19 protein-coding genes are annotated in these 18,198 nt (G+C 73.2%); 11 read left to right on the forward strand and 8 right to left on the reverse strand.

What is annotated here, in order from left to right; genetic code table 11:
- Positions 1-98: 98 nt before the first annotated feature.
- From VR894_RS00220 to VR894_RS00235, 4 genes are all read left to right on the forward strand, one after another.
- Entirely contained in the window at positions 99-833 is a 735-nt protein-coding gene (locus VR894_RS00220; RefSeq protein WP_324649285.1) for a beta-phosphoglucomutase family hydrolase, read from the forward strand.
- Positions 830-3,211, forward strand: coding sequence for a glycoside hydrolase family 65 protein (locus tag VR894_RS00225; protein ID WP_324649286.1), 2,382 nt, complete (start codon positions 830-832; stop codon positions 3,209-3,211). The genes VR894_RS00220 and VR894_RS00225 overlap by 4 nt, the downstream gene beginning before the upstream one ends.
- Complete coding sequence (locus VR894_RS00230; RefSeq protein ID WP_324649287.1) at positions 3,211-3,675, forward strand: YbaK/EbsC family protein; 465 nt, start codon at positions 3,211-3,213, stop codon at positions 3,673-3,675. Before VR894_RS00225 ends, VR894_RS00230 begins: the two co-directional genes overlap by 1 nt.
- A gap of 133 nt (positions 3,676-3,808) precedes the next feature.
- The gene (locus VR894_RS00235) at positions 3,809-4,210 is read left to right on the forward strand and encodes a pyridoxamine 5'-phosphate oxidase family protein (RefSeq protein WP_324649288.1); all 402 of its coding nucleotides are present in this window, start codon (positions 3,809-3,811) and stop codon (positions 4,208-4,210) included.
- A 12-nt stretch (positions 4,211-4,222) separates the two neighbouring features.
- Here the strand turns inward: VR894_RS00235 and VR894_RS00240 are convergent, their stop codons facing one another.
- From VR894_RS00240 to VR894_RS00250, 3 genes are read right to left on the reverse strand one after another with little or no spacing between them, the layout of a single operon-like run.
- Positions 4,223-5,014 carry an ABC transporter ATP-binding protein gene (locus VR894_RS00240; protein ID WP_324649289.1) on the reverse strand — a complete coding sequence of 264 codons (792 nt, stop codon included), beginning with the start codon at positions 5,012-5,014 and terminating at the stop codon, positions 4,223-4,225.
- Position 5,015: 1 nt separating this feature from the next.
- Positions 5,016-5,927 carry an ABC transporter permease gene (locus VR894_RS00245; protein ID WP_324649290.1) on the reverse strand — a complete coding sequence of 304 codons (912 nt, stop codon included), beginning with the start codon at positions 5,925-5,927 and terminating at the stop codon, positions 5,016-5,018.
- Positions 5,928-5,940: 13 nt separating this feature from the next.
- Positions 5,941-6,942, reverse strand: coding sequence for an ABC transporter substrate-binding protein (locus VR894_RS00250; protein ID WP_324649291.1), 1,002 nt, complete (start codon positions 6,940-6,942; stop codon positions 5,941-5,943).
- Positions 6,943-7,087: 145 nt separating this feature from the next.
- Here VR894_RS00250 and VR894_RS00255 point away from each other — a divergent pair, with 145 nt between their 5' ends.
- Complete coding sequence (locus VR894_RS00255; RefSeq protein WP_324649292.1) at positions 7,088-8,098, forward strand: aldo/keto reductase family protein; 1,011 nt, start codon at positions 7,088-7,090, stop codon at positions 8,096-8,098.
- Positions 8,099-8,162: 64 nt separating this feature from the next.
- Here the strand turns inward: VR894_RS00255 and VR894_RS00260 are convergent, their stop codons facing one another.
- Complete coding sequence (locus VR894_RS00260; RefSeq protein ID WP_324649293.1) at positions 8,163-9,152, reverse strand: ABC transporter substrate-binding protein; 990 nt, start codon at positions 9,150-9,152, stop codon at positions 8,163-8,165.
- 136 nt (positions 9,153-9,288) lie between these two features.
- Between VR894_RS00260 and VR894_RS00265 the strand changes: the two genes are divergently transcribed.
- Positions 9,289-9,807 carry a DinB family protein gene (locus tag VR894_RS00265; protein WP_324649294.1) on the forward strand — a complete coding sequence of 173 codons (519 nt, stop codon included), beginning with the start codon at positions 9,289-9,291 and terminating at the stop codon, positions 9,805-9,807.
- Position 9,808: 1 nt separating this feature from the next.
- On the opposite strand, the gene VR894_RS00270 is transcribed toward VR894_RS00265, so the two are convergent.
- Positions 9,809-10,609, reverse strand: coding sequence for a UbiA family prenyltransferase (locus VR894_RS00270; protein WP_324649295.1), 801 nt, complete (start codon positions 10,607-10,609; stop codon positions 9,809-9,811).
- Positions 10,610-10,673: 64 nt separating this feature from the next.
- Here VR894_RS00270 and VR894_RS19080 point away from each other — a divergent pair, with 64 nt between their 5' ends.
- The 3 genes from VR894_RS19080 to VR894_RS00290 are packed head-to-tail and all read left to right on the forward strand — an operon-like array spanning position 10,674 to position 13,287.
- A complete protein-coding gene (locus tag VR894_RS19080; protein WP_416380783.1) occupies positions 10,674-11,741 on the forward strand; it encodes a type III polyketide synthase in 1,068 nt (355 codons plus the stop codon).
- Positions 11,741-12,271, forward strand: coding sequence for an isoprenylcysteine carboxyl methyltransferase family protein (locus VR894_RS00285; protein ID WP_324649296.1), 531 nt, complete (start codon positions 11,741-11,743; stop codon positions 12,269-12,271). The genes VR894_RS19080 and VR894_RS00285 overlap by 1 nt, the downstream gene beginning before the upstream one ends.
- Positions 12,272-12,273: 2 nt before the next feature.
- On the forward strand, positions 12,274-13,287 hold the full coding sequence (locus VR894_RS00290) for an NAD(P)/FAD-dependent oxidoreductase (RefSeq protein WP_324649297.1): 1,014 nt from the start codon (positions 12,274-12,276) through the stop codon (positions 13,285-13,287).
- A 10-nt stretch (positions 13,288-13,297) separates the two neighbouring features.
- On the opposite strand, the gene VR894_RS00295 is transcribed toward VR894_RS00290, so the two are convergent.
- Positions 13,298-13,492, reverse strand: a complete 195-nt coding sequence (locus VR894_RS00295; protein WP_324649298.1) for a hypothetical protein — start codon at positions 13,490-13,492, stop codon at positions 13,298-13,300.
- 36 nt (positions 13,493-13,528) lie between these two features.
- Entirely contained in the window at positions 13,529-14,053 is a 525-nt protein-coding gene (locus VR894_RS00300) for a 2'-5' RNA ligase family protein (RefSeq protein ID WP_324649299.1), read from the reverse strand.
- A gap of 82 nt (positions 14,054-14,135) precedes the next feature.
- Here VR894_RS00300 and VR894_RS00305 point away from each other — a divergent pair, with 82 nt between their 5' ends.
- Together VR894_RS00305 and VR894_RS00310 are read left to right on the forward strand one after the other, a co-directional pair.
- The gene (locus tag VR894_RS00305) at positions 14,136-15,224 is read left to right on the forward strand and encodes an alanine--glyoxylate aminotransferase family protein (RefSeq protein WP_324649300.1); all 1,089 of its coding nucleotides are present in this window, start codon (positions 14,136-14,138) and stop codon (positions 15,222-15,224) included.
- A 28-nt stretch (positions 15,225-15,252) separates the two neighbouring features.
- Positions 15,253-17,154, forward strand: coding sequence for a glycoside hydrolase family 15 protein (locus tag VR894_RS00310; protein ID WP_324650028.1), 1,902 nt, complete (start codon positions 15,253-15,255; stop codon positions 17,152-17,154).
- Here VR894_RS00310 and VR894_RS00315 read toward each other — a convergent pair.
- Positions 17,151-18,197, reverse strand: coding sequence for a glycosyltransferase family 1 protein (locus VR894_RS00315; protein WP_324649301.1), 1,047 nt, complete (start codon positions 18,195-18,197; stop codon positions 17,151-17,153). The genes VR894_RS00310 and VR894_RS00315 overlap by 4 nt on opposite strands.
- Position 18,198 lies beyond the last annotated feature (1 nt).

Here is an 18,198-nt window from a genome sequence, read left to right on the forward strand (position 1 = left end):
GACCCGTCACGGAGGAACCGCGGGCTCCTCGGTGCGCCCGCAACGCACGCCGGACCGAACCCTGCCAGGCTGGGGCACGACCGACGAAGGGAGACGTGGTGCTGGGACTACCCGACGGCGTGCGCGTGCTGCTGTTCGATCTCGACGGCGTGCTGACCGAGACAGCGAGCCTCCACACCCGCGCGTGGAAGGAGACCTTCGACGCGTTCCTCCGCGGCCACTCCGAACGCACGGGCGAGCCCTACGTCCCCTTCGACCCGGTGGCGGACTACGCCGCGTACGTCGACGGCAAGCGCCGGATCGACGGTGTGCGGGACTTCCTCGGCAGTCGCGACATCACCCTGCCGTACGGCAGCCACACCGACAGCCCGGAGCGGGAGACCCTCAACGGCATCGGCAACCGGAAGAACGAACGCGTCCTCACGCTGATGACCGACGAGGGGGTCGCGGTCTTCCCCGGATCGCTCCGCTACCTCGAGGCGGCTCGTGCGCAGGGGCTGCCCTGCGCCGTCGTCTCCTCCAGCGCGAACGCTGCACTCGTGCTGGACGTCACCGGCCTCGAGTCGCAGGTCGACGTGCTCGTCGACGGCTCGCTGGCCCACGCCCTCGACCTGCCCGGCAAGCCGGCCCCGGACACGTTCCTCGAGGCCACCCGCAGGCTCGGGGTCAGCCCGCGGGAAGCTGCCGTCTTCGAGGACGCCCTCGCCGGGGTCGCCGCGGGGCGCGCCGGCGGCTTCGGCCACGTCGTCGGGGTCGACCGGCTCGGGCAGGCGGACGCGCTCCGGGAGCACGGTGCCGACGTCGTCGTCGCCGACCTCGAGGACTTGCTGTGACCGGACCGACCCTGCCGGTCGAGCCGTGGTGCCTGCGGGAGCGTGGCCTCGACCTGGCGACGCTCGGGCAGGTGGAGTCGCTGTTCGCGCTGTCCAACGGCCACCTCGGGCTGCGGGGGAACCTCGACGAGGGAGAGCCCGCCGCCCAGCGCGGGAGCTACCTCTCGGGCTTCTTCGAGCACCACCCGCTGCCCTACGCGGAGGGCGGCTACGGCTACCCGGAGTCCGGTCAGACGATCGTCAACGTCACCAACGGCCAGCTCATCCGCCTCCTCGTCGACGACGAGCCCTTCGACATGCGCTACGGCGAGGTGCTCGACCACGAACGGGTGCTCGACCTGCGCGACGGCACGCTGCGGCGACGCACCGAGTGGGTCTCCCCGGCCGGCCGGCAGGTCGTCGTGCGCTCGACGCGGCTGGTGTCCTTCACCCACCGGTCGGTGGCCGCCGTCGAGTACGAGGTCGAGCCGGTGGACGGCCCGATCCGGGTCATCGTCCAGTCCCAGCTCGTTGCCGAGGAGGAGGCCCCCGAGGTCGACGACGACGACCCGCGGGTGGCGGCGGCCTTGGAGGACCCGCTGGTCCCCGTGGGGCAGGACGTCGAGGACGGCGGCGCGATCCTCCTGCACCGGACCCGCATGAGCGGGCTGCTCGTGGGCGCCGGCACCGACCACGACATCGAGTGCCCCAACCAGTACGACGTCGAGCACGAGGCACGCGAGAGCTGGGCGCGCACCACCGTGGTGACGGTCCTGGAGCCGGGGCAGACGCTGCGCATCGTCAAGTACATCGGCTACGGCTGGTCCGCGGCGCGGAGCGTGGACGCCGTGCGCGACCAGGTGGCCGCCGCGCTCACCAGCGCCCGGTACGCCGGCTGGGACAGCCTGTGCCGCGACCAGACGCGGTACCTCGAGAACTTCTGGAGCTCGGCCGACGTCGAGGTCGACGGCGACCCCATCCTCCAGCAGGCGGTGCGCTTCGGGCTGTTCCACGTCCTCCAGGCCGGTGCCCGCGCCGAGCGGCGGGCGATCGGTGCCAAGGGCCTCACCGGTACCGGGTACAACGGGCACACGTTCTGGGACATCGAGGGCTTCGTCGTGCCCGTGCTCGTCATGACGGCGCCGGACGCCGCCGCCGACGCCCTGCGCTGGCGGGCCTCCACCCTCGACCTGGCCAGGGCTCGTGCTCGGACCCTCGGGCTGGCCGGCGCCGCCTTTCCGTGGCGGACGATCAACGGGGAGGAGACGTCGGCCTACTGGCCGGCGGGGACCGCGGCCTTCCACGTCAACGCCGACATCGCCCGGGCATTCGAGTACTACCGGCTGACGACCGGGGACCACACCCTGGAACGTGAGTGCGGTGCCGCGGTGCTCATCGAGACGGCCCGGCTGTGGATGTCGCTCGGGCACCACGACCGCGGCGGGGTCTGGCACGTCCAGGGGGTGACCGGGCCGGACGAGTACACGGCCGTCGTCGACTGCAACGTCTTCACCAACCTCATGGCGGCGCGCAACCTGCGTGCCGCCGACCAGGCGTGCGCCCGCAACCCCGACATCGCCGACTCCTACGGGGTCACGGACGACGAGCGCGCGGCGTGGTGCGCCGCCGGGACCGCCGTCCACGTTCCCTACGACGAGGAGCTGGGCGTCCATCCCCAGTGCGGCGGGTTCACGGTGTACGGCGAGTGGGACTTCGAGCAGAACAGCCAGTACCCGCTCATGCTCCACGCGCCCTACTTCCAGCTCTACCGCAAGCAGGTGGTCAAGCAGGCCGACCTCGTGCTCGCGATGCACTGGTGCAGCGAGGAGTTCACCGCGAAGGAGAAGGCCTGGAACCTCGACTACTACGAGCGGCGCACCGTGCGCGACTCCTCGCTCTCGGCGTGCACCCAGGCGGTGCTGTGCGCGGAGGTCGGGCACCTCGACCTCGCCCACGCCTACCTCCACGAGGCGGCGCTGGTGGACCTGCGCAACCTCCAGGGCAACACCAACCAGGGCGTGCACATGGCCTCGCTCGCCGGGGCGTGGACGGCGCTCGTCGACGGGTTCGGCGGGATGCGGGAGGTCGACGGCCAGCTGCGGATCGCCCCCGCGCTCCCCGGGTCCGTCGACCGGCTGTCGTTCCGGGTGCTGTGGTGGGGGATGGCTCTTCAGGTGGAGGCCACCCACACCGACGTCACGTGCCGGCTGCTCGGCGAGAACGGGGCGGAGCTGGTGCTGCGGCTCTACGACGAGGAGGTCGTGCTGCGGGCCGACGAGCCCGTCACCCGCCCGATGCGCGACCCCGAGCCGCTGCTGCCCGCCCCGCCGCAGCCTCCCGGGCGGGCGCCGCGGCCGCCCGGCCGGGGCCCGCTGACCTTCGCCCCGAGCGCCGAGTGATGCCCGGGGAGGAGGCGGCCGCCGCCGCGATGACCGCGGCCGGCCTGGACCACACGATCACCCGGCACGGGCGGGTCGGCAGCCTCGCGGAGGCGGCCGCGGCCCGCGGCGTGGAGCCGGCGGCGGTCATCAAGACCATCGTCGTGCGCCGGCGCGAGGACGACTACCTCTTCGTCCTCGTCCCGGGCGACCGAGCCATCTCCTGGCCCAAGCTGCGGGCACTGCTCGGGGTGAGCCGGCTGTCCATGCCGGACGCCGCGACGGCGAAGGAGGTCACCGGGTACGAGCGCGGCACCATCACCCCTTTCGGGGCGGTGCGCGCGTGGCCCGTCATCGCCGACACGCGTGTGCAGGGGACGGTCTCCATCGGCGCCGGCGCGCACGGCGTCGCCGCGACCGTCGACGGCGCGCAGCTCGTCCGGGCGCTCGACGCCCAGGTCGCCGACGTCACCGACCCGGCCTGACCGGCTCGTCTCGGCGGATCGCCAGCGCCGTCCCAGCCACCCGGCCACCACCCGGGTCCCGCTCCGGCAGGGCGATAACCCACCCGGCGGGGAAGCAGCGGTGGGATGCTGGAAGCCCGTGATCGGAGGAGCGATGTCGCTCGAGGTCCTGAGCCCACGGGAGTGCCGCCTCCTCCTGGAGGAGGTGCCCGTCGGCTGGCTCGCCCACTGCGCGGACCGTGGCGTGCACATGGTGCCGGTGAACTTCGCCGTGCACGGCTCGGAGATCGTCGTCCGCAGCGCCTACGGGGGCTCGCTCGGCGCCGTCGTCGCCGGACGCCTCATGACGTTCGGAGCGGGCTCCTTCGACCCGGCGACACGGACAGGGTGGTCGGTCACGGTCACCGGCACGGCGCACCTCCTCGGCGACGAGCTGGTGAACCCGGGACTGCCTGCCGCGGACGTGTGGGCCGGTGCCATCCGGACCGTGGCCATCGGCGTGCCGATGACCACGGTGAGCGGCCGCCGGGTGCACGCGCAGACGCCCCCTCGCTGAGGGCGGCGCGCGCTACTGGAGGAGGGTGCGGTCGTCCAGCTCCGCGCCCTTGACCTGCTCGAAGGCCTTGAGGAGGTCCCGGACCGTCGCCCGCTGCTTGCGCTCCCCGGCGACGTCGACGACGACCTTGCCCTCGTGCATCATGATGAGGCGCGAGCCGACCCGCAGGGCCTGCTCCATGTTGTGGGTGACCATGAGCGTCGTGAGGTGGTGCCGCTCGACGGCCTCGGTCGTCAGCCGGGTGATGAGCTCGGCGCGCTGGGGGTCCAGGGCGGCGGTGTGCTCGTCCAGGAGCAAGATCTTGGGCTCGCTGAAGGTCGCCATGAGCAGCGACAGCGCCTGGCGCTGACCACCGGAGAGCAGCCCGACCTTCATCTTCAGCCGGTTCTCCAGGCCCAGCTCGAGCGACGCGAGCTCGGTCCGGAAGAAGTCGCGCTTCGCCTTGGTCACCCCCAGGCGCAGCCCGCGCGGCTTGCCGCGGGAGTAGGCGATCGCGAGGTTCTCCTCGATCGTCATGTCCGGTGCGGTCCCGGCGAGCGGGTCCTGGAACACCCGGCCGACGTGGGCAGCGCGCCGGTGGTCGGGCAGCCGCGTGACGTCCTCGCCGTCGACGACAACCCTGCCGGTGTCCGGCGAGAGCTTGCCGGCGACGACGTTGAGCATCGTCGACTTGCCCGCGCCGTTGGAGCCGATGACGGTGGTGAACTCACCGGGGGCGAGCCGCAGCGAGATCGCCTGCAGGGCGAGCCGCTCGTTGACCGTGCCGGCGAAGAAGGTCTTGCTCACGGAGTCGAGCTCGAGCACCTCACGCACCTCCCGTCGTCGAGGACGTCGCCGCGGTACGCCGCAGCGAGCGCAGCGCGCTGACCCGCCGGAAGACGCCCCACTTCGGCAACACGAGGGCGACGACGACGAGCACGGCCGAGATGAGCTTCATGTCGTTCGGGTCCAGGCCCGCCTGGAGGGCGACCTGGATGGTCACCCGGTAGAGGATCGAGCCGAGCACGACGGCCAGGGTGGAGATGAGGATGACGCGCGAGCCGAACACCGCCTGCCCGAGGATCACCGAGGCGAGGCCGGCGATGATGAGCCCGATCCCCATCGAGATGTCGGCGAAGCCCTGGTACTGCGCGATCAGCGCACCCGCCAGCCCGACGAGCCCGTTGGACAGCGCCAGCCCGAGGATCTTCGTCCGGTCGGTGTTGACGCCGAAGCTGCGGATCATCTCCTCGTTGTCGCCGGTCGCCTGCAGGGCGAGCCCGGTGTCGGTGTGGAGGAACCAGTCCAGCACCACCTTGACGACCAGTGCCAGTGCCCCGAAGATCGCGATCGACACCGCCCCGCCGAGCAGCCCGTTGTCCCGCAGCGGCGTCAGCAGGGTGTCCTCACGCAGCAGCGGCACGTTCGCGCCGCCCATGATCCGCAGGTTGACCGAGTACAGACCGATCTGGGTGAGGATGCCCGCGAGCAGCGGGTTGATCCCTCCCTTGGTGTGGAGCAGCCCGGTGATGACCCCGGCGGCAAGCCCTGCCACGCCACCGGCGAGCGTGGCGAGGGCAGGGTGGGTCCCCGCGGTGATGAGGATCGCGGCCGTCGCGGCGCCGGTCGTGAAGCTGCCGTCGACGGTGAGGTCCGGGAAGTTGAGGATCCGGAAGGTCAGGTAGACCCCCAGCGCCATCACCGCGTAGATGAGGCCGAGCTCGACTGCTCCGATCATGACGGCGGCTGCGTTACTCGATGACCGTGTCGGCGCGGTCCAGCAGCTCGGCGGGGACCTCGACGCCCATCCGCTCGGCGGCGGCCGGGTTGACGATCAGCATGAGCTCGGTCTGCGTCTCGATGGGCATCTCCGCCGGGTCGGCGCCCTCCTCGAGCACCCGCACCGCCATCTCACCGGTCTGGTAGCCGAGCTGCTCGTAGTCGATGCCGTAGGTGGCGATCGCGCCGCGCTCGACCGTGTCGCCCTCGGCGCCGATGACCGGCAGGGACTTGGACTCGGCAACCTGGAGGAGCGACTCGAGGGCCGAGACCACGGTGTTGTCGGTCGGGACGTAGAAGGCGTCGACGTCCAGGGAGTCGGCGGCCTGCTGGACCTCACCGGAGTTCGTCACGGTGGCGACCTCGATGGTGACGCCCAGTGCCTCGGCCGCCTCGCGGGCGAGCTCGACCTGGATCTCGGAGTTCACCTCGCCCGAGGAGTACACGATCCCGACAGTCTCGGCTTCGGGGGCGATCTCCTCGAGGAGGGCGAGCTGCTCCTCCACCGGGTTGAGGTCGCTCGTCCCGGTGAGGTTGCCGCCGGGTGCCTCCCAGCTGTCGACGAGGCCCGCCTCGAGCGGGTCGGTGACGGCGGTGATGAGGATCGGCACGTCGGTGATGGCCTGCGCCGTCGCCTGTGCCGTCGGGGTCGCGATGGCGAGGATGAGGTCGTGGTCGGCCGTGGCGAAGGTGTTCGCGATGGAGGTCGCGGTGGCCTGGTCGCCCTGGGCGTTCTGCTCGTCGTACTCCGCCTCGAGGCCCGCGTCCGCGAGGGCGGCCTTGAAGCCGTCGAGTGCCGCGTCGAGCGAGGGGTGGGAGACGATCTGGGTGACACCGATCGAGTAGCTCTGGGCGTCGTCGCCGGAGCCGGCCGTGGCGTCGTCCGCGCCACCGCCGTCGGTGTCGCCGCACGCCGTGAGGACGAGGGCGGAGGCGGCGAGGGCACCGGCCAGCCGGAGGGATGAGCGCTTCATTGGGGGTCCTTCCTACAGGCGCACGTCGCGAGAGTCCGAGGGTACTGGACTCGTCCGCCAGTCGGGCGCGACATCTCAGCGCCTGGCCGGGCCCCGGCCTCGCACGAGGCGGCCCTCCCCGGCCGGTGACGGTAGGTTTCTCGTCATGGTCGCGTACAGGTACCTCGGCAACAGCGGGCTCAAGATCTCCGAGATCGTCTACGGGAACTGGCTGACGCACGGCTCCCAGGTGGAGAACGACGTCGCGGTGCGGTGCGTCCACGCCGCGCTCGACGCCGGCATCTCCAGCTTCGACACCGCCGACGTCTACGCCAACACCCGGGCGGAGGAGGTGCTGGCCGACGCCCTCACCGGGGTGCCACGCCACGAGCTGGAGATCTTCACCAAGGTCTACTGGCCGATCGGCCGCAAGGGGCCGAACGACTCGGGGCTCTCCCGCAAGCACATCCGCGAGGGCATCGACGGGTCGCTGCGCCGACTGCGCACCGACTACGTCGACCTCTATCAGGCACACCGCTACGACGTGGAGACGCCGCTCGAGGAGACGATGCAGGCCTTCGCCGACATCGTGCGCCAGGGCAAGGCGCTGTACATCGGCGTCTCGGAGTGGCCGGCCGACAAGCTGCGCGAGGGCCACGCGATGGCCCGCGAGCTGGGGTTCCAGCTCGTCTCCAACCAGCCGAAGTACTCGATGCTGTGGCGCGTCATTGAGGGCGAGATCGTGCCCGCCTCCCGGGAGCTCGGCATCGGCCAGATCGTCTTCTCGCCGGTGGCGCAGGGCATCCTCACCGGCAAGTACCTGCCGGGCCAGGCCGTCCCGGAGGGCTCGCGGGCGGCGGACACGAAGGGCGGCGCGCGGATGATCGACCGCGACGTGCACGACGACGCCCTGCTCACCCGTGTCCAGGAGCTGCGGCCCGTGGCCGAGGAGCTCGGGCTGTCGATGGCGCAGCTGGCGGTGGCGTGGGTGCTCCAGAACGACAACGTCTCCGCGGCGATCATCGGGGCCTCCCGCCCCGAGCAGGTCGAGGAGAACGTCGCCGCCTCCGGCGTGGAGCTGCCGGCCGAGGTGCTTTCCCGCATCGACGAGATCCTCGGCGACTCCGTCGTCCGTGACCCGTCGCTGACGAACGTCCCGGCGGGCCGGCCGAGCTAGCCGCGGACTCCCAGGGACGCGGGCCGGCCCGAGGGGCACCGGTCCCGGAGCGCCGGGGCCGGGGTCACTCGACGACGACGTCGGCGCGCTCCAGGAGGTCGGCGGGGATCTCCACGCCCATCCGCTCGGCGGCGGCCGGGTTGACGATGAGCACGAGGTCCGCGAAGGTCTCGATGGGCATCTCGGCCGGGTCGGCGCCGTCCTGGAGGATCCGCAGCGCCATCTGCCCGGTCTGGTAGCCGAGCTTCTCGTAGTCGACGCCGTAGGTCGCGATCGCACCGCGCTCGACGCTCTCACCGTCGGCCGTGACGAGCGGGACCGACCGTTCCTCGGCCACCTGGAGCAGGGACTCGAAGGCCGCGACGACGGTGTTGTCGGTCGGCATGAAGTAGGCGTCGACGTCCAGGGAGGCGGCGGCCTGCTGCACCTCGCTGGAGTTCGTCACCGCGGCGACCTCGATCTCGACGCCGAGGGAGTCCGCGGCCTCACGGGCGAGCTCCACCTGGATCTCCGAGTTCACCTCGCCCGAGCTGTAGACGATGCCGACCGTCTCGATGTCGGGGGCGAGCTCGACGAGGAGGCCGAGCTGGTCCTCCACCGGGTTGAGGTCGCTCGTGCCGGTGAGGTTGCCGCCGGGGGACTCCCAGCTGTCGACGAGCCCCGCCTCCTGCGGCTCCGTCACGGCCGTGATGAGGATCGGGGTGTCGGTGACCGCCTGCGCGGTGGCCTGCGCCGTCGGCGTGGCGATGGCCAGGATGAGATCGTGGCCCGCCCCGGCGAAGGTGGTGGCGATGGAGGTCGCCGTCGCCTGGTCGCCGCTGGCGTTCTGCTCGTCGTAGTCGACGTCGAGGCCCGCGTCGGCCAGGGCTGCCTTGAACCCCTCGCGGGAGGCGTCGAGGGACGGGTGCGCGGCGATCTGCGTGATACCGATCGAGTAGGTCCGCTCCTCGTCGGTGCCCTCACCGGTGGCGCCGTCCCCGTTCCCGCACGCCGCGAGCACGAGGGTGGAGGCAGCCAGGGCGGTTCCGGCGAGCCGGAGGGATGAGCGCGTCATCGGGGTCCTTCCTACAGGCGCACGTCGGATCGTGCCGAGGTTACTAAACCCGCCGGCCCGCCGAGGCCGGTGTCCCACCGGCTCGGCGACCGGCGGGGGGTGGACCCCGTGACCCGTCGTGCGGGACGATCCGGGCATGCCGATCGAGCCGGACACCAAGGACTGGACCTGGGTGCTGCACCGCCCCTGCCCCGAGTGCGGGACGGACGCGACCGCCCACTCACCGGCGACCCTCCCCGACGTCCTGCGCGACGCCGTCGTGCGCTGGGAGGCGGTGCTGCGCCGGCCGGACGCCGCCCGCAGGCCCGACGACTCGACGTGGTCGCCGCTGGAGTACGCGGCACACGTACGCGACGTCTGCGAGGTCTTCCGGGGGCGCCTGGAGCTCATGCTCGCCGAGGACGACCCGACCTTCGCCGACTGGGACCAGGACGCCGCCGCCGTCGCCGGCCGGTACGCCGAGCAGGACGCGGGGAGCGTCGCGGAGGCACTGGCCGCGAACGCCCGCGCCGTGGCGGACGCCTTCGCCGCCGTGCCGCAGGACCGGTGGGAGCGGGGCGGGCTGCGGAGCAACGGCTCGGTGTTCACCGTGCGGACGCTGAGCCAGTACTTCGCCCACGACGTCCTCCACCACCTGCACGACGTCGGAGGCTGAGCTACGCCCGCACGAGCAGCACGACGACGTTGACCACCGCGATGGCCATTGCCGCGTAGAACGGCGTGCGTCCCGGACGGCCGAGGGAGACGACGGCGAGCGCGCCCGCCGCGAGCAGGACGCTCCACGCCCACGGCGGGACGGCACCTCCCGGGCCGAGGACGCCGGTGGCCGTGCCCGCGAGGAGCACGACGACGGCGAGCACCCCGGACGCCCGTGCGCCGAGCCGGTGCGGCAGGCCCCGCACGCCGGTGACGGCGTCCTCCGCCAGGTCCGGGAGCACGTTGACGACGTGCGCGCCGGCCCCGAGCAGCGCACCGACGGCGAGCATCCACCACGGCGGCAGCGCGGGGGGTGAGAGCGCCAGCCACGGGACGGCGGGGAGCGTGCCGAAGGCGACCACGTAGGGCAGCCACGACAGCACCGTCGACTTGGCCCCGAGGTTGTAGGCCCACCCCGCGGCGACGACGACGAGGTGGGCGAGCGCCGCACGCCACCCCAGCGCCAGGGACAGCGCCGCGCAGGCGACCACGGCGCCGGCCAGTGCGGCCGTCACCACCCGGGTGGCCAGCTGCCCGGTGGCCAGCGGCTTGTCCGTGCGTCCCACGGCGCGGTCCCGCCCGGCGTCCAGCAGGTCGTTCGACCACCCGATGGTGAGCTGGCCGCAGAGCACGGCGAGGCCGACCAGGAGAACCCGTGCCGCAGCGAGCCCCGCCTCGACGCCCAGCAGCACCGCCAGCCCGGTGACGACCACGGTCGGTGCCGCGTGGGAGGCCCGCGCGAGGGCGAGGAGGGTGCGCACCCGTGGAGGCTAGCGCGGGCCGGTTCCAGCGCGGCGTGCCGGTGCTGCCCGTAGTCTCGGGAAGATGACCGACCTCCTCGCCGTCGAGCCGGTGCTGCCCGCGCACCGCTACAGCCAGGAGGAGCTCACCGACGCTCTTGTCGACATCATCGGTCTGGACGAGCGCGGGGAGCGTCTCATCCGCCGTATCCACGCGGGCTGCGGTGTCGACACCCGCCACATCGCGCTGCCGCTCGAGCGCTACGCCGCTCTCGTCGACTTCGGGCTGGCGAACGACGCGTTCATCGCCGCCGCGGTCGAGCTCGGTGCGCAGGCCCTCACCGCGGCCCTCGACAACGCCGGGGTGCGGCCGGAGGAGCTGGACCTCGTCGTCTCGACGACCATCACCGGGCTGGCCGTGCCGTCCCTGGAGGCGCGCATCGCCGAACGGGTGGGGCTCCGGTCCGACGTCGTGCGCGTGCCGATGTTCGGGCTCGGCTGCATGGCCGGTGCGGCCGGCACGGCCCGGCTCCACGACCTCCTCGCCGGCCGTCCCGGGGACGTCGGGGCCCTCGTCAGCGTCGAGCTGTGCTCCCTCACCGTGCAGCGGGGTGACTCCTCGGGCGCGAACCTCGTCGCGAGCGGCCTGTTCGGTGACGGTGCCGGCGCCGTGGTCGCCGTGGGCCGCGAGCACCCGCGTGCGTCGTCGGACGACGGCGCGGCCCCGCGCGTCGTCGCGACCACGAGCCGGCTCTACGCCGGCACCGAGGCGGCCATGGGCTGGGACGTGCGGTCCAGCGGTCTGCGCATCGTCCTCGGCGCCGAGGTCCCCGACCTGGTCCGGGACAACGTGGGCACGGACGTCGCGGCCTTCCTCGCGCGGCACGGCCTCACCCTCGCCGACATCGACTGGTGGGTGTGCCACCCCGGTGGCCCCAAGGTCATCGACTCGCTCGCGGGGACGCTCGGCCTGCCCCTCGAGGCGCTCGCGGTCACCACCGAGTCGCTGCGGACCGTCGGGAACCTGTCCTCGGCCTCCGTGCTGCACATCCTGCGCACCGTCCTGGACGCCGGGCCCGCCCCCGGCACCCACGGGCTCATGATGGCCATGGGGCCCGGCTTCAGTCTCGAGCTCGTCCTGCTGGAGGCGTGATGACGTCACAGACCCTGTTCACCGTCCTCGTCGCGGCGGTCGCCCTGGAGCGGCTCGCCGAGCTCGTCGTCGCCCGGCGGAACGCGCGGTGGGCGTTCGCGCGCGGCGGCCGGGAGACGGGCGCGGGCCACTACCCCGTCATGGTCGTGCTCCACACCGGGCTGCTCGTCGGCTGCCTCACCGAGGCGTGGCTGGCCGACCGACCGTTCGTGCCGGCCCTCGGCTGGACGATGCTCGCGCTCGCCCTCGGCTCCCAGGCGCTGCGGTGGTGGTGCATCGCCACGCTCGGCCCGCGGTGGAACACGCGGGTCATCGTCGTCCCCGGCCTGCCGCTTGTCGCCCGTGGCCCCTACCGGTGGTTGAGCCACCCCAACTACGTCGCCGTCGTCGTCGAGGGCTTCGCCCTCCCGCTCGTGCACTCGGCATGGTTGACAGCCCTCGTCTTCACCGTCGCCAACGCGGCCCTGCTCAGCGTGCGGATCCGGACCGAGAACCGGGCGCTCGCGGGTGCCGTGCCGCCGGGGCCCTGACCGTGGACCTCGTCGTCGCAGGGGGCGGGCCGGCCGGGCTCGCGACCGCGCTGCACGCCGTCGCCGCCGGGCTCACGGTGGTCGTCCGGGACCCGCGAGCCGGTGTGGTCGACAAGGCCTGCGGGGAGGGCGTCATGCCCGCCGGCGTCGCGCACCTCGAGGCGCTCGGGGTGCGTCCCGCCGGCCGGGAGCTCGTGGGCATCCGCTACTGCGCCCCCGGCCGTCAGGCGCAGACCTCCTTCCGCGGCCGGCCGGGCCGGGGCGTGCGCCGCACGGAGCTGCACCGCGCGCTGCGGGAGGCCGTCCTGGCGGCGGGCGTGCCCATCGAGGCGCGGCGGGTCGGGGAGGTCGAGCAGCAGCCCGGGGGCGTCGTCGTCGACGGCGTCCCTGCCGGCCACGTCGTCGTCGCCGACGGCCTCCACTCGCCGCTGCGGCGCTCGCTCGGGCTCGACGTCCCGGCCCGCGGACCCGTGCGCTACGGCCTGCGCCGCCACGTCCGGCTGGCTCCGTGGACCGACTACGTGGAGGTCCACTGGGCGCGCCACAGCGAGGCCTACGTGACGCCCGTCGCGGACGACGAGGTCGGCGTCGCGATCCTCACCTCGCGCCGCGGCCCCTACGACGAGCAGCTCGCCGAGTTCCCCGAGCTGCTCGCCCGGCTGGCAGGTGCGGAGCCCGCCTCCGGCGTCCGGGGTGCCGGCCCGCTGCGCCAGCAGTCCCGCCGGCGGGTGGAGGGCCGGGCGGTCCTCGTCGGGGACGCCTCCGGCTACGTCGACGCGCTCACGGGGGAGGGGATCAGCCTGGCCCTCGCGCAGGCGCAGGCCGCGGTCGCCCACATCACTGCCGGCGACCTCGCGGGCTACGAGCGCTCCTGGCGGCAGATCGTGCGCCGCCACCGCCTGCTCACCCGGGCGCTGCTGGCCGTCGGCGGCTCTCCGACGCGGCCGCTGCTCGTCCCGGCGGCGCAGCGCCTGCCGCGGGTCTTCGCGGCCGCCGTCAACGCCGCCGGCGGCTGAGGGTGCGCGGTCACCTTGGCTGCGTCCCCGCTGTCGGTGACGCCGCCTGTGCCGTCGTCGAGGGCGCGGGTGGGGCGGGCTCGTCGTCGCCGCCGACCACCGCCACGAGCACGGCGACCACGGAGGCCAGCACCGCCAGCGTCACCGTGATGACGAGCATCGCGCGGTAGTACGCGCGCTCCTCGTGCTCCTCCACGTCGCTCACCTCCGGGGGTCACAGTAGCCGCGCACCCGGCCTGCCTCAGGGCACCGTCCCCAGTGGCCACCGTTCCCCGGTGGCGCTGTCGATGAGTGCCGCGCGGGAGGCGGTGACGTCGAGGGGCAGGACGGCGTAGGCGACGTCGGTGACCACGGGCAGGTCCGCGAGCCGCACCCGGGGTGCCACGCTGACGTGCGGCACCCACCGGCCGGGCACGTAGTGCCGGTGGAGGTCGGCCCCGCTCGCCGTCACGGCGTCCACGACGTCCCGCTGCCGCCGGACGAGCTCAGCGGAGGGCGCCGGGACCAGCCAGACACGTCCACGCGGGGCGGTGGCCACGGCGGACAGGTGGAGGGGCAGCGGCCCACCGTCCGGCAGCGCGGTGACCGCGGTGCGCACGGCGGTCACGTCGAAGGACCGCAGCACCGCGTAGGAGAGGTGGGGCGCGTGGAGCCCGTGCGTGTGGGACACCATGCTCGGCACGCCGGCGTCCTCCACCCGTCGCCACAGGCCGCGCACTGCGCGCTCGTCCGCGGGCGTGAGGAGGAGGCAGACGGCGAGGGCCATGGTCGCCCCAGTGTGGGTCCGGCGCGGCCGGGACGCATGCCGCGTCCTTGTGCCCCGCGGGCCCGTGCAGTAAGGAGGGGGCATGACCCTCACCACGCGCCGCCTCTTCGGCCCCGGCCCCACCAACGTCTACCCCGAGGCGACCGCCGGGCTGGCGGCGCCGCTGCTCGGCCACCTCGACCCGGCCTTCATCCGGCTCATGGACGAGACGTGCGTCATGCTCCGCGAGGTCTGGCAGACGCAGAACCCCCGCACGCTCCCGCTGTCCGCCACGGGCTCGGCCGGCATGGAGGCGGCCTTCGTCAACACGGTCGAGGAGGGCGACGTCGTCGTCGTGGCGGTCAACGGCCTGTTCGGTGAGCGGATGTGCGAGGTGGCTCGCCGGAACGGGGCCGAGGTCGTCCGGGTGGAGCACGAGTGGGGCGAGCCGGTCGACCCCGAGCGGGTCGCGGCCGCCCACCCGAGCCCCAAGGTCATCGCGGCCGTCCACGCCGAGACCTCCACGGGCGTGCGTTCGGACATCGCCGCGCTCGGGGAGCTCAAGGGCGAGGCCCTGCTGGTCGTCGACGCCGTGACCTCCATCGGCGGCATCGAGCTGCGCGCCGACGAGTGGGGCGTCGACATCGGCTACGCCGGCACACAGAAGTGCCTCGGCGTCCCACCGGGCCTGGCGCCCTTCACGATCAGCGAGCGGGCCTTCGCCCGCCGGGTCGAGACGCCGCGCTCCTGGTACCTCGACCTGGGGCTCCTCGGCGGTTACGTCGGAGGCGCCACCGGCGCGCAGCGCACCTACCACCACACCGCGCCGACGGCGATGGTCGCCAGCCTCCACGCGGGCCTGCGCCGGATCCTCGACGAGGGACTGCCCGCCGTGTGGGAGCGGCACGCGAGGGCCGGCCGCCGGCTGCAGGAGGGCCTGCAGGAGCTGGGGCTGGAGCTCTTCGCGGCGGAGGGGTACCGGCTTCCCGAGCTCACCACCGTTCGCGTCCCCGACGGCGTGGACTCGACGGCCGTGCGCGCCGAGCTGCTCGAGCGGTACGACATCGAGATCGGGGCGGGCGTCGGGCCGTACGCGGGGTCGGTGTGGCGGATCGGGCTCATGGGTCCCAACGCGGACGACTCCTCCGTCACGCTCGTGCTCGGCGCACTCAGGGACGTCCTGGGCCGCTGACTGCGCGTGCGGGACGTCCGGTTCTCGGCTGGAATGGGTGGCGATGAGCACCCCCCTCGAGCAGTACGCCCTCCTGTCCGACCTCCGTACCGGGCCCCTCGTCTCCCGGGACGGGAGCATCGACTGGCTCTGCCTCCCGCGGTTCGACTCCCCGGCGGTGTTCTGTGCCCTGCTCGGTGACGAGGATGACGGTCGCTGGCTCCTGCGGGCCGTCGACGGGGAGGTCGTCGAGCGGCGGTACCTGCCCCAGACCTTCGTGCTGGAGACCACCTGGCAGACCCCGACAGGAAGGGCCCGGGTCACCGACTTCCTTCCGCCGAGCACCAGCCAGGGGGACCTCGTCCGGCGTGTCGAGTGCCTCGACGGGGAGGTGACCGTCGAGCACGACCTGCGCCTGCGTTTCGACTACGCGCGTGCCACGCCGTGGACGCGGCGCATCGAGCGCGAGGACGGCACGACCGCGCTGCTCTCACTGGCAGGCCCGGACGGCATCCTCGTCACCGGGCCGATGCTCCACTGGCCGGACGGGTCGGAAGAAGACGACGACGTCCGGGACCGGTCCCCGGAGGACGCGGACGCCTCCTCCGCGCAGCCCGGCGCCCACCGGGACGGTCAGGGTGAGGGGGGACGTGCACCACGGCTGGCGGGCACCTTCGTGCTCCGCGAGGGCGAGTCCCTCGACTGGGACCTCACCTGGTTCCCGTCCTACGAGGAGCCGCCCGAGCCGCCGGACGCGGACCAGGCGCTGGCCGAGGCGATCGAGTTCTGGTCCGACTGGGCCTCCGCGCTGGAGGTGCACACCGACCACCGACCGGTCGTGCTGCGCTCCCTGCTCGTGCTGCGCGCCCTCACCCACATCGACACCGGAGGAATCGTCGCGGCCCCCACCGCGTCGCTCCCGGAGGACTTCGGCGGGGTGCGCAACTGGGACTACCGCTACACCTGGCTGCGGGACGCGGCCTTCACCATCGAGGTGGCGCTCAGCCACGGCCTCACGAGGGGGGCGTCGCTGTGGCGGGACTGGCTGCTGCGCGCCGTCGCGGGCGACGCCGACGACATCAAGATCATGTACGGCCTCGGTGGCGAGCGTGAGCTCACCGAGCTCGAGCTGGACCACCTCGCCGGCTACGAGGCTTCGCGCCCGGTGCGGATCGGCAACGGCGCAGCCGACCAGTACCAGGCGGACGTCGTCGGTGAGGTGATGATCGCCCTCCACGAGCTCCGGGCGGCCGGCGTCCCGGAGGACGAGTACAGCTGGGGGCTGCAGAAGAGCCTCCTGCAGTACTGCGAGGTCAACCTCGAGCGCAAGGACCACGGCATCTGGGAGATGCGCGGTGACCCGCACTACTTCACCCACGGCCGGGCCATGATGTGGGCGGCGTTCGACCGTGGTGTCCGCGCGGTCGAGGAGCACGGCCACGACGGACCGGTCGAGCGGTGGCGCGAGCTGCGCGCCCAGCTGGAGGAGGAGATCGAGGAGCACGGCTTCGACGCGGAGCTGGGCTCCTACACCCAGACCTACGACACCACGGAGGTCGACGCCTCGCTGCTGCAGCTCCCGCACACGGGGTACCTCGCCTACGACGACCCCCGCATGCTCGGCACCGTGGCGCGCATCGAGCAGGACCTCGTCGACGAGCACGGACTGGTCCACCGCTACCGCACCGAGGCGGGCATGGACGGGCTGGAGGGGGAGGAGTACCCCTTCCTCCTGTGCGCCTTCTGGCTGGTCGAGCAGTACGCGCACAGCAACCGGGTGGAGGAGGCGCAGCAGCTGATGGACCAGCTCGTCGGCTATGCCAGCGACCTCGGACTGCTGGCCGAGGAGTACGACCCGACGGCGGGGAGGCTCGCGGGCAACTTCCCGCAGGCCTTCAGCCACCTCGGCCTCATCCGTGCCGCCGACGCGATCCGGGCCGCGACGGACTAGGGGGCAGGGAACCACTCCGCGACCCAGTGCCGGACCGCGCGGTCGAAGACGTCGTCGTCGTGCCGGGCCCACAGCCAGGCCTGGAGGTCACCACCCGCCGCGCGGTCCATCTCCCGGCGGCATGCGGCGGTGTCGGTGACGGCCCGGTGCAGCATCGCCTCGGCCTCGTCGGCGTCCCGGTAGACGAACGGGTAGCTCGGCGGGACGATCGCCCAGACCCACGGGCGGTCGGGGAACACCCCGACCGCGCCCGCGACGAGCGCCTCGACGTACTCCAGGCCGTAGGACTCCTCCCACGCGGTCGCGAGGAACGCCGTCGTGCGGGAGAGGTGCTCCCAGTAGGTCTGGCGGCTCGCCGTCAGTGGGCCGACCCACGACCAGTCGTGCCGGGACAGCGCCATCGCGCCCTCGCTCACCAGGTGCGCCTCCACCAGCCGGGCCTCGACGCGGATCGGGGTGCGGGCGGCGACCCGCTCCACCACCCGGAGGAAGAGCTCGGGCCGCTTGCGCTCCGCCAGGGAGATCGCCGGGTAGAGGACGACGGGCACCGGCGGCTCCCGGCGCGGCTGCGCGTGCTCGAGCCGCACGCCGAGGTTGACCCACGCGGTGCGGGTCCGCTCGTACAGGTGCGGGGCCGTCCAGGCGGCCACCGTCTCGCGGACCTCCGTGGCCGTGCGCTCGGAGTTGCAGAAGGTGGGGAAGAGCGCGCAGGACAGGGCGAGGGAGGACAGCTCGACGGGGTGGTCGTACATCGAGGGGTGCCACCAGACGAAGTTCATCAACCTCGGCTCGGGGTCGTGCCGGTGCAGCGTGTGCCACAGCGACGGTGAGTCGAGCACGTCCATGTTGACGACGACGGCGCCCCGCACCTCCTCCAGCGGCACGACCGTGAAGCCCTGGCCCTCGCGGGCCTGCTCACCGACGACCTGGCTGCCGGGGAAGACCCGCAGCAGCCGCCGTACGAGGGTGGCGCCCGCGTCGTGACCCCCGACGCGACCGTCGTCGGTGATCTCGGTGCCGCTCAGGCGGACGGCCACGGTCATC

This window comes from Georgenia sp. H159 (assembly GCF_035607575.1).
Classification (GTDB): domain Bacteria; phylum Actinomycetota; class Actinomycetes; order Actinomycetales; family Actinomycetaceae; genus Oceanitalea.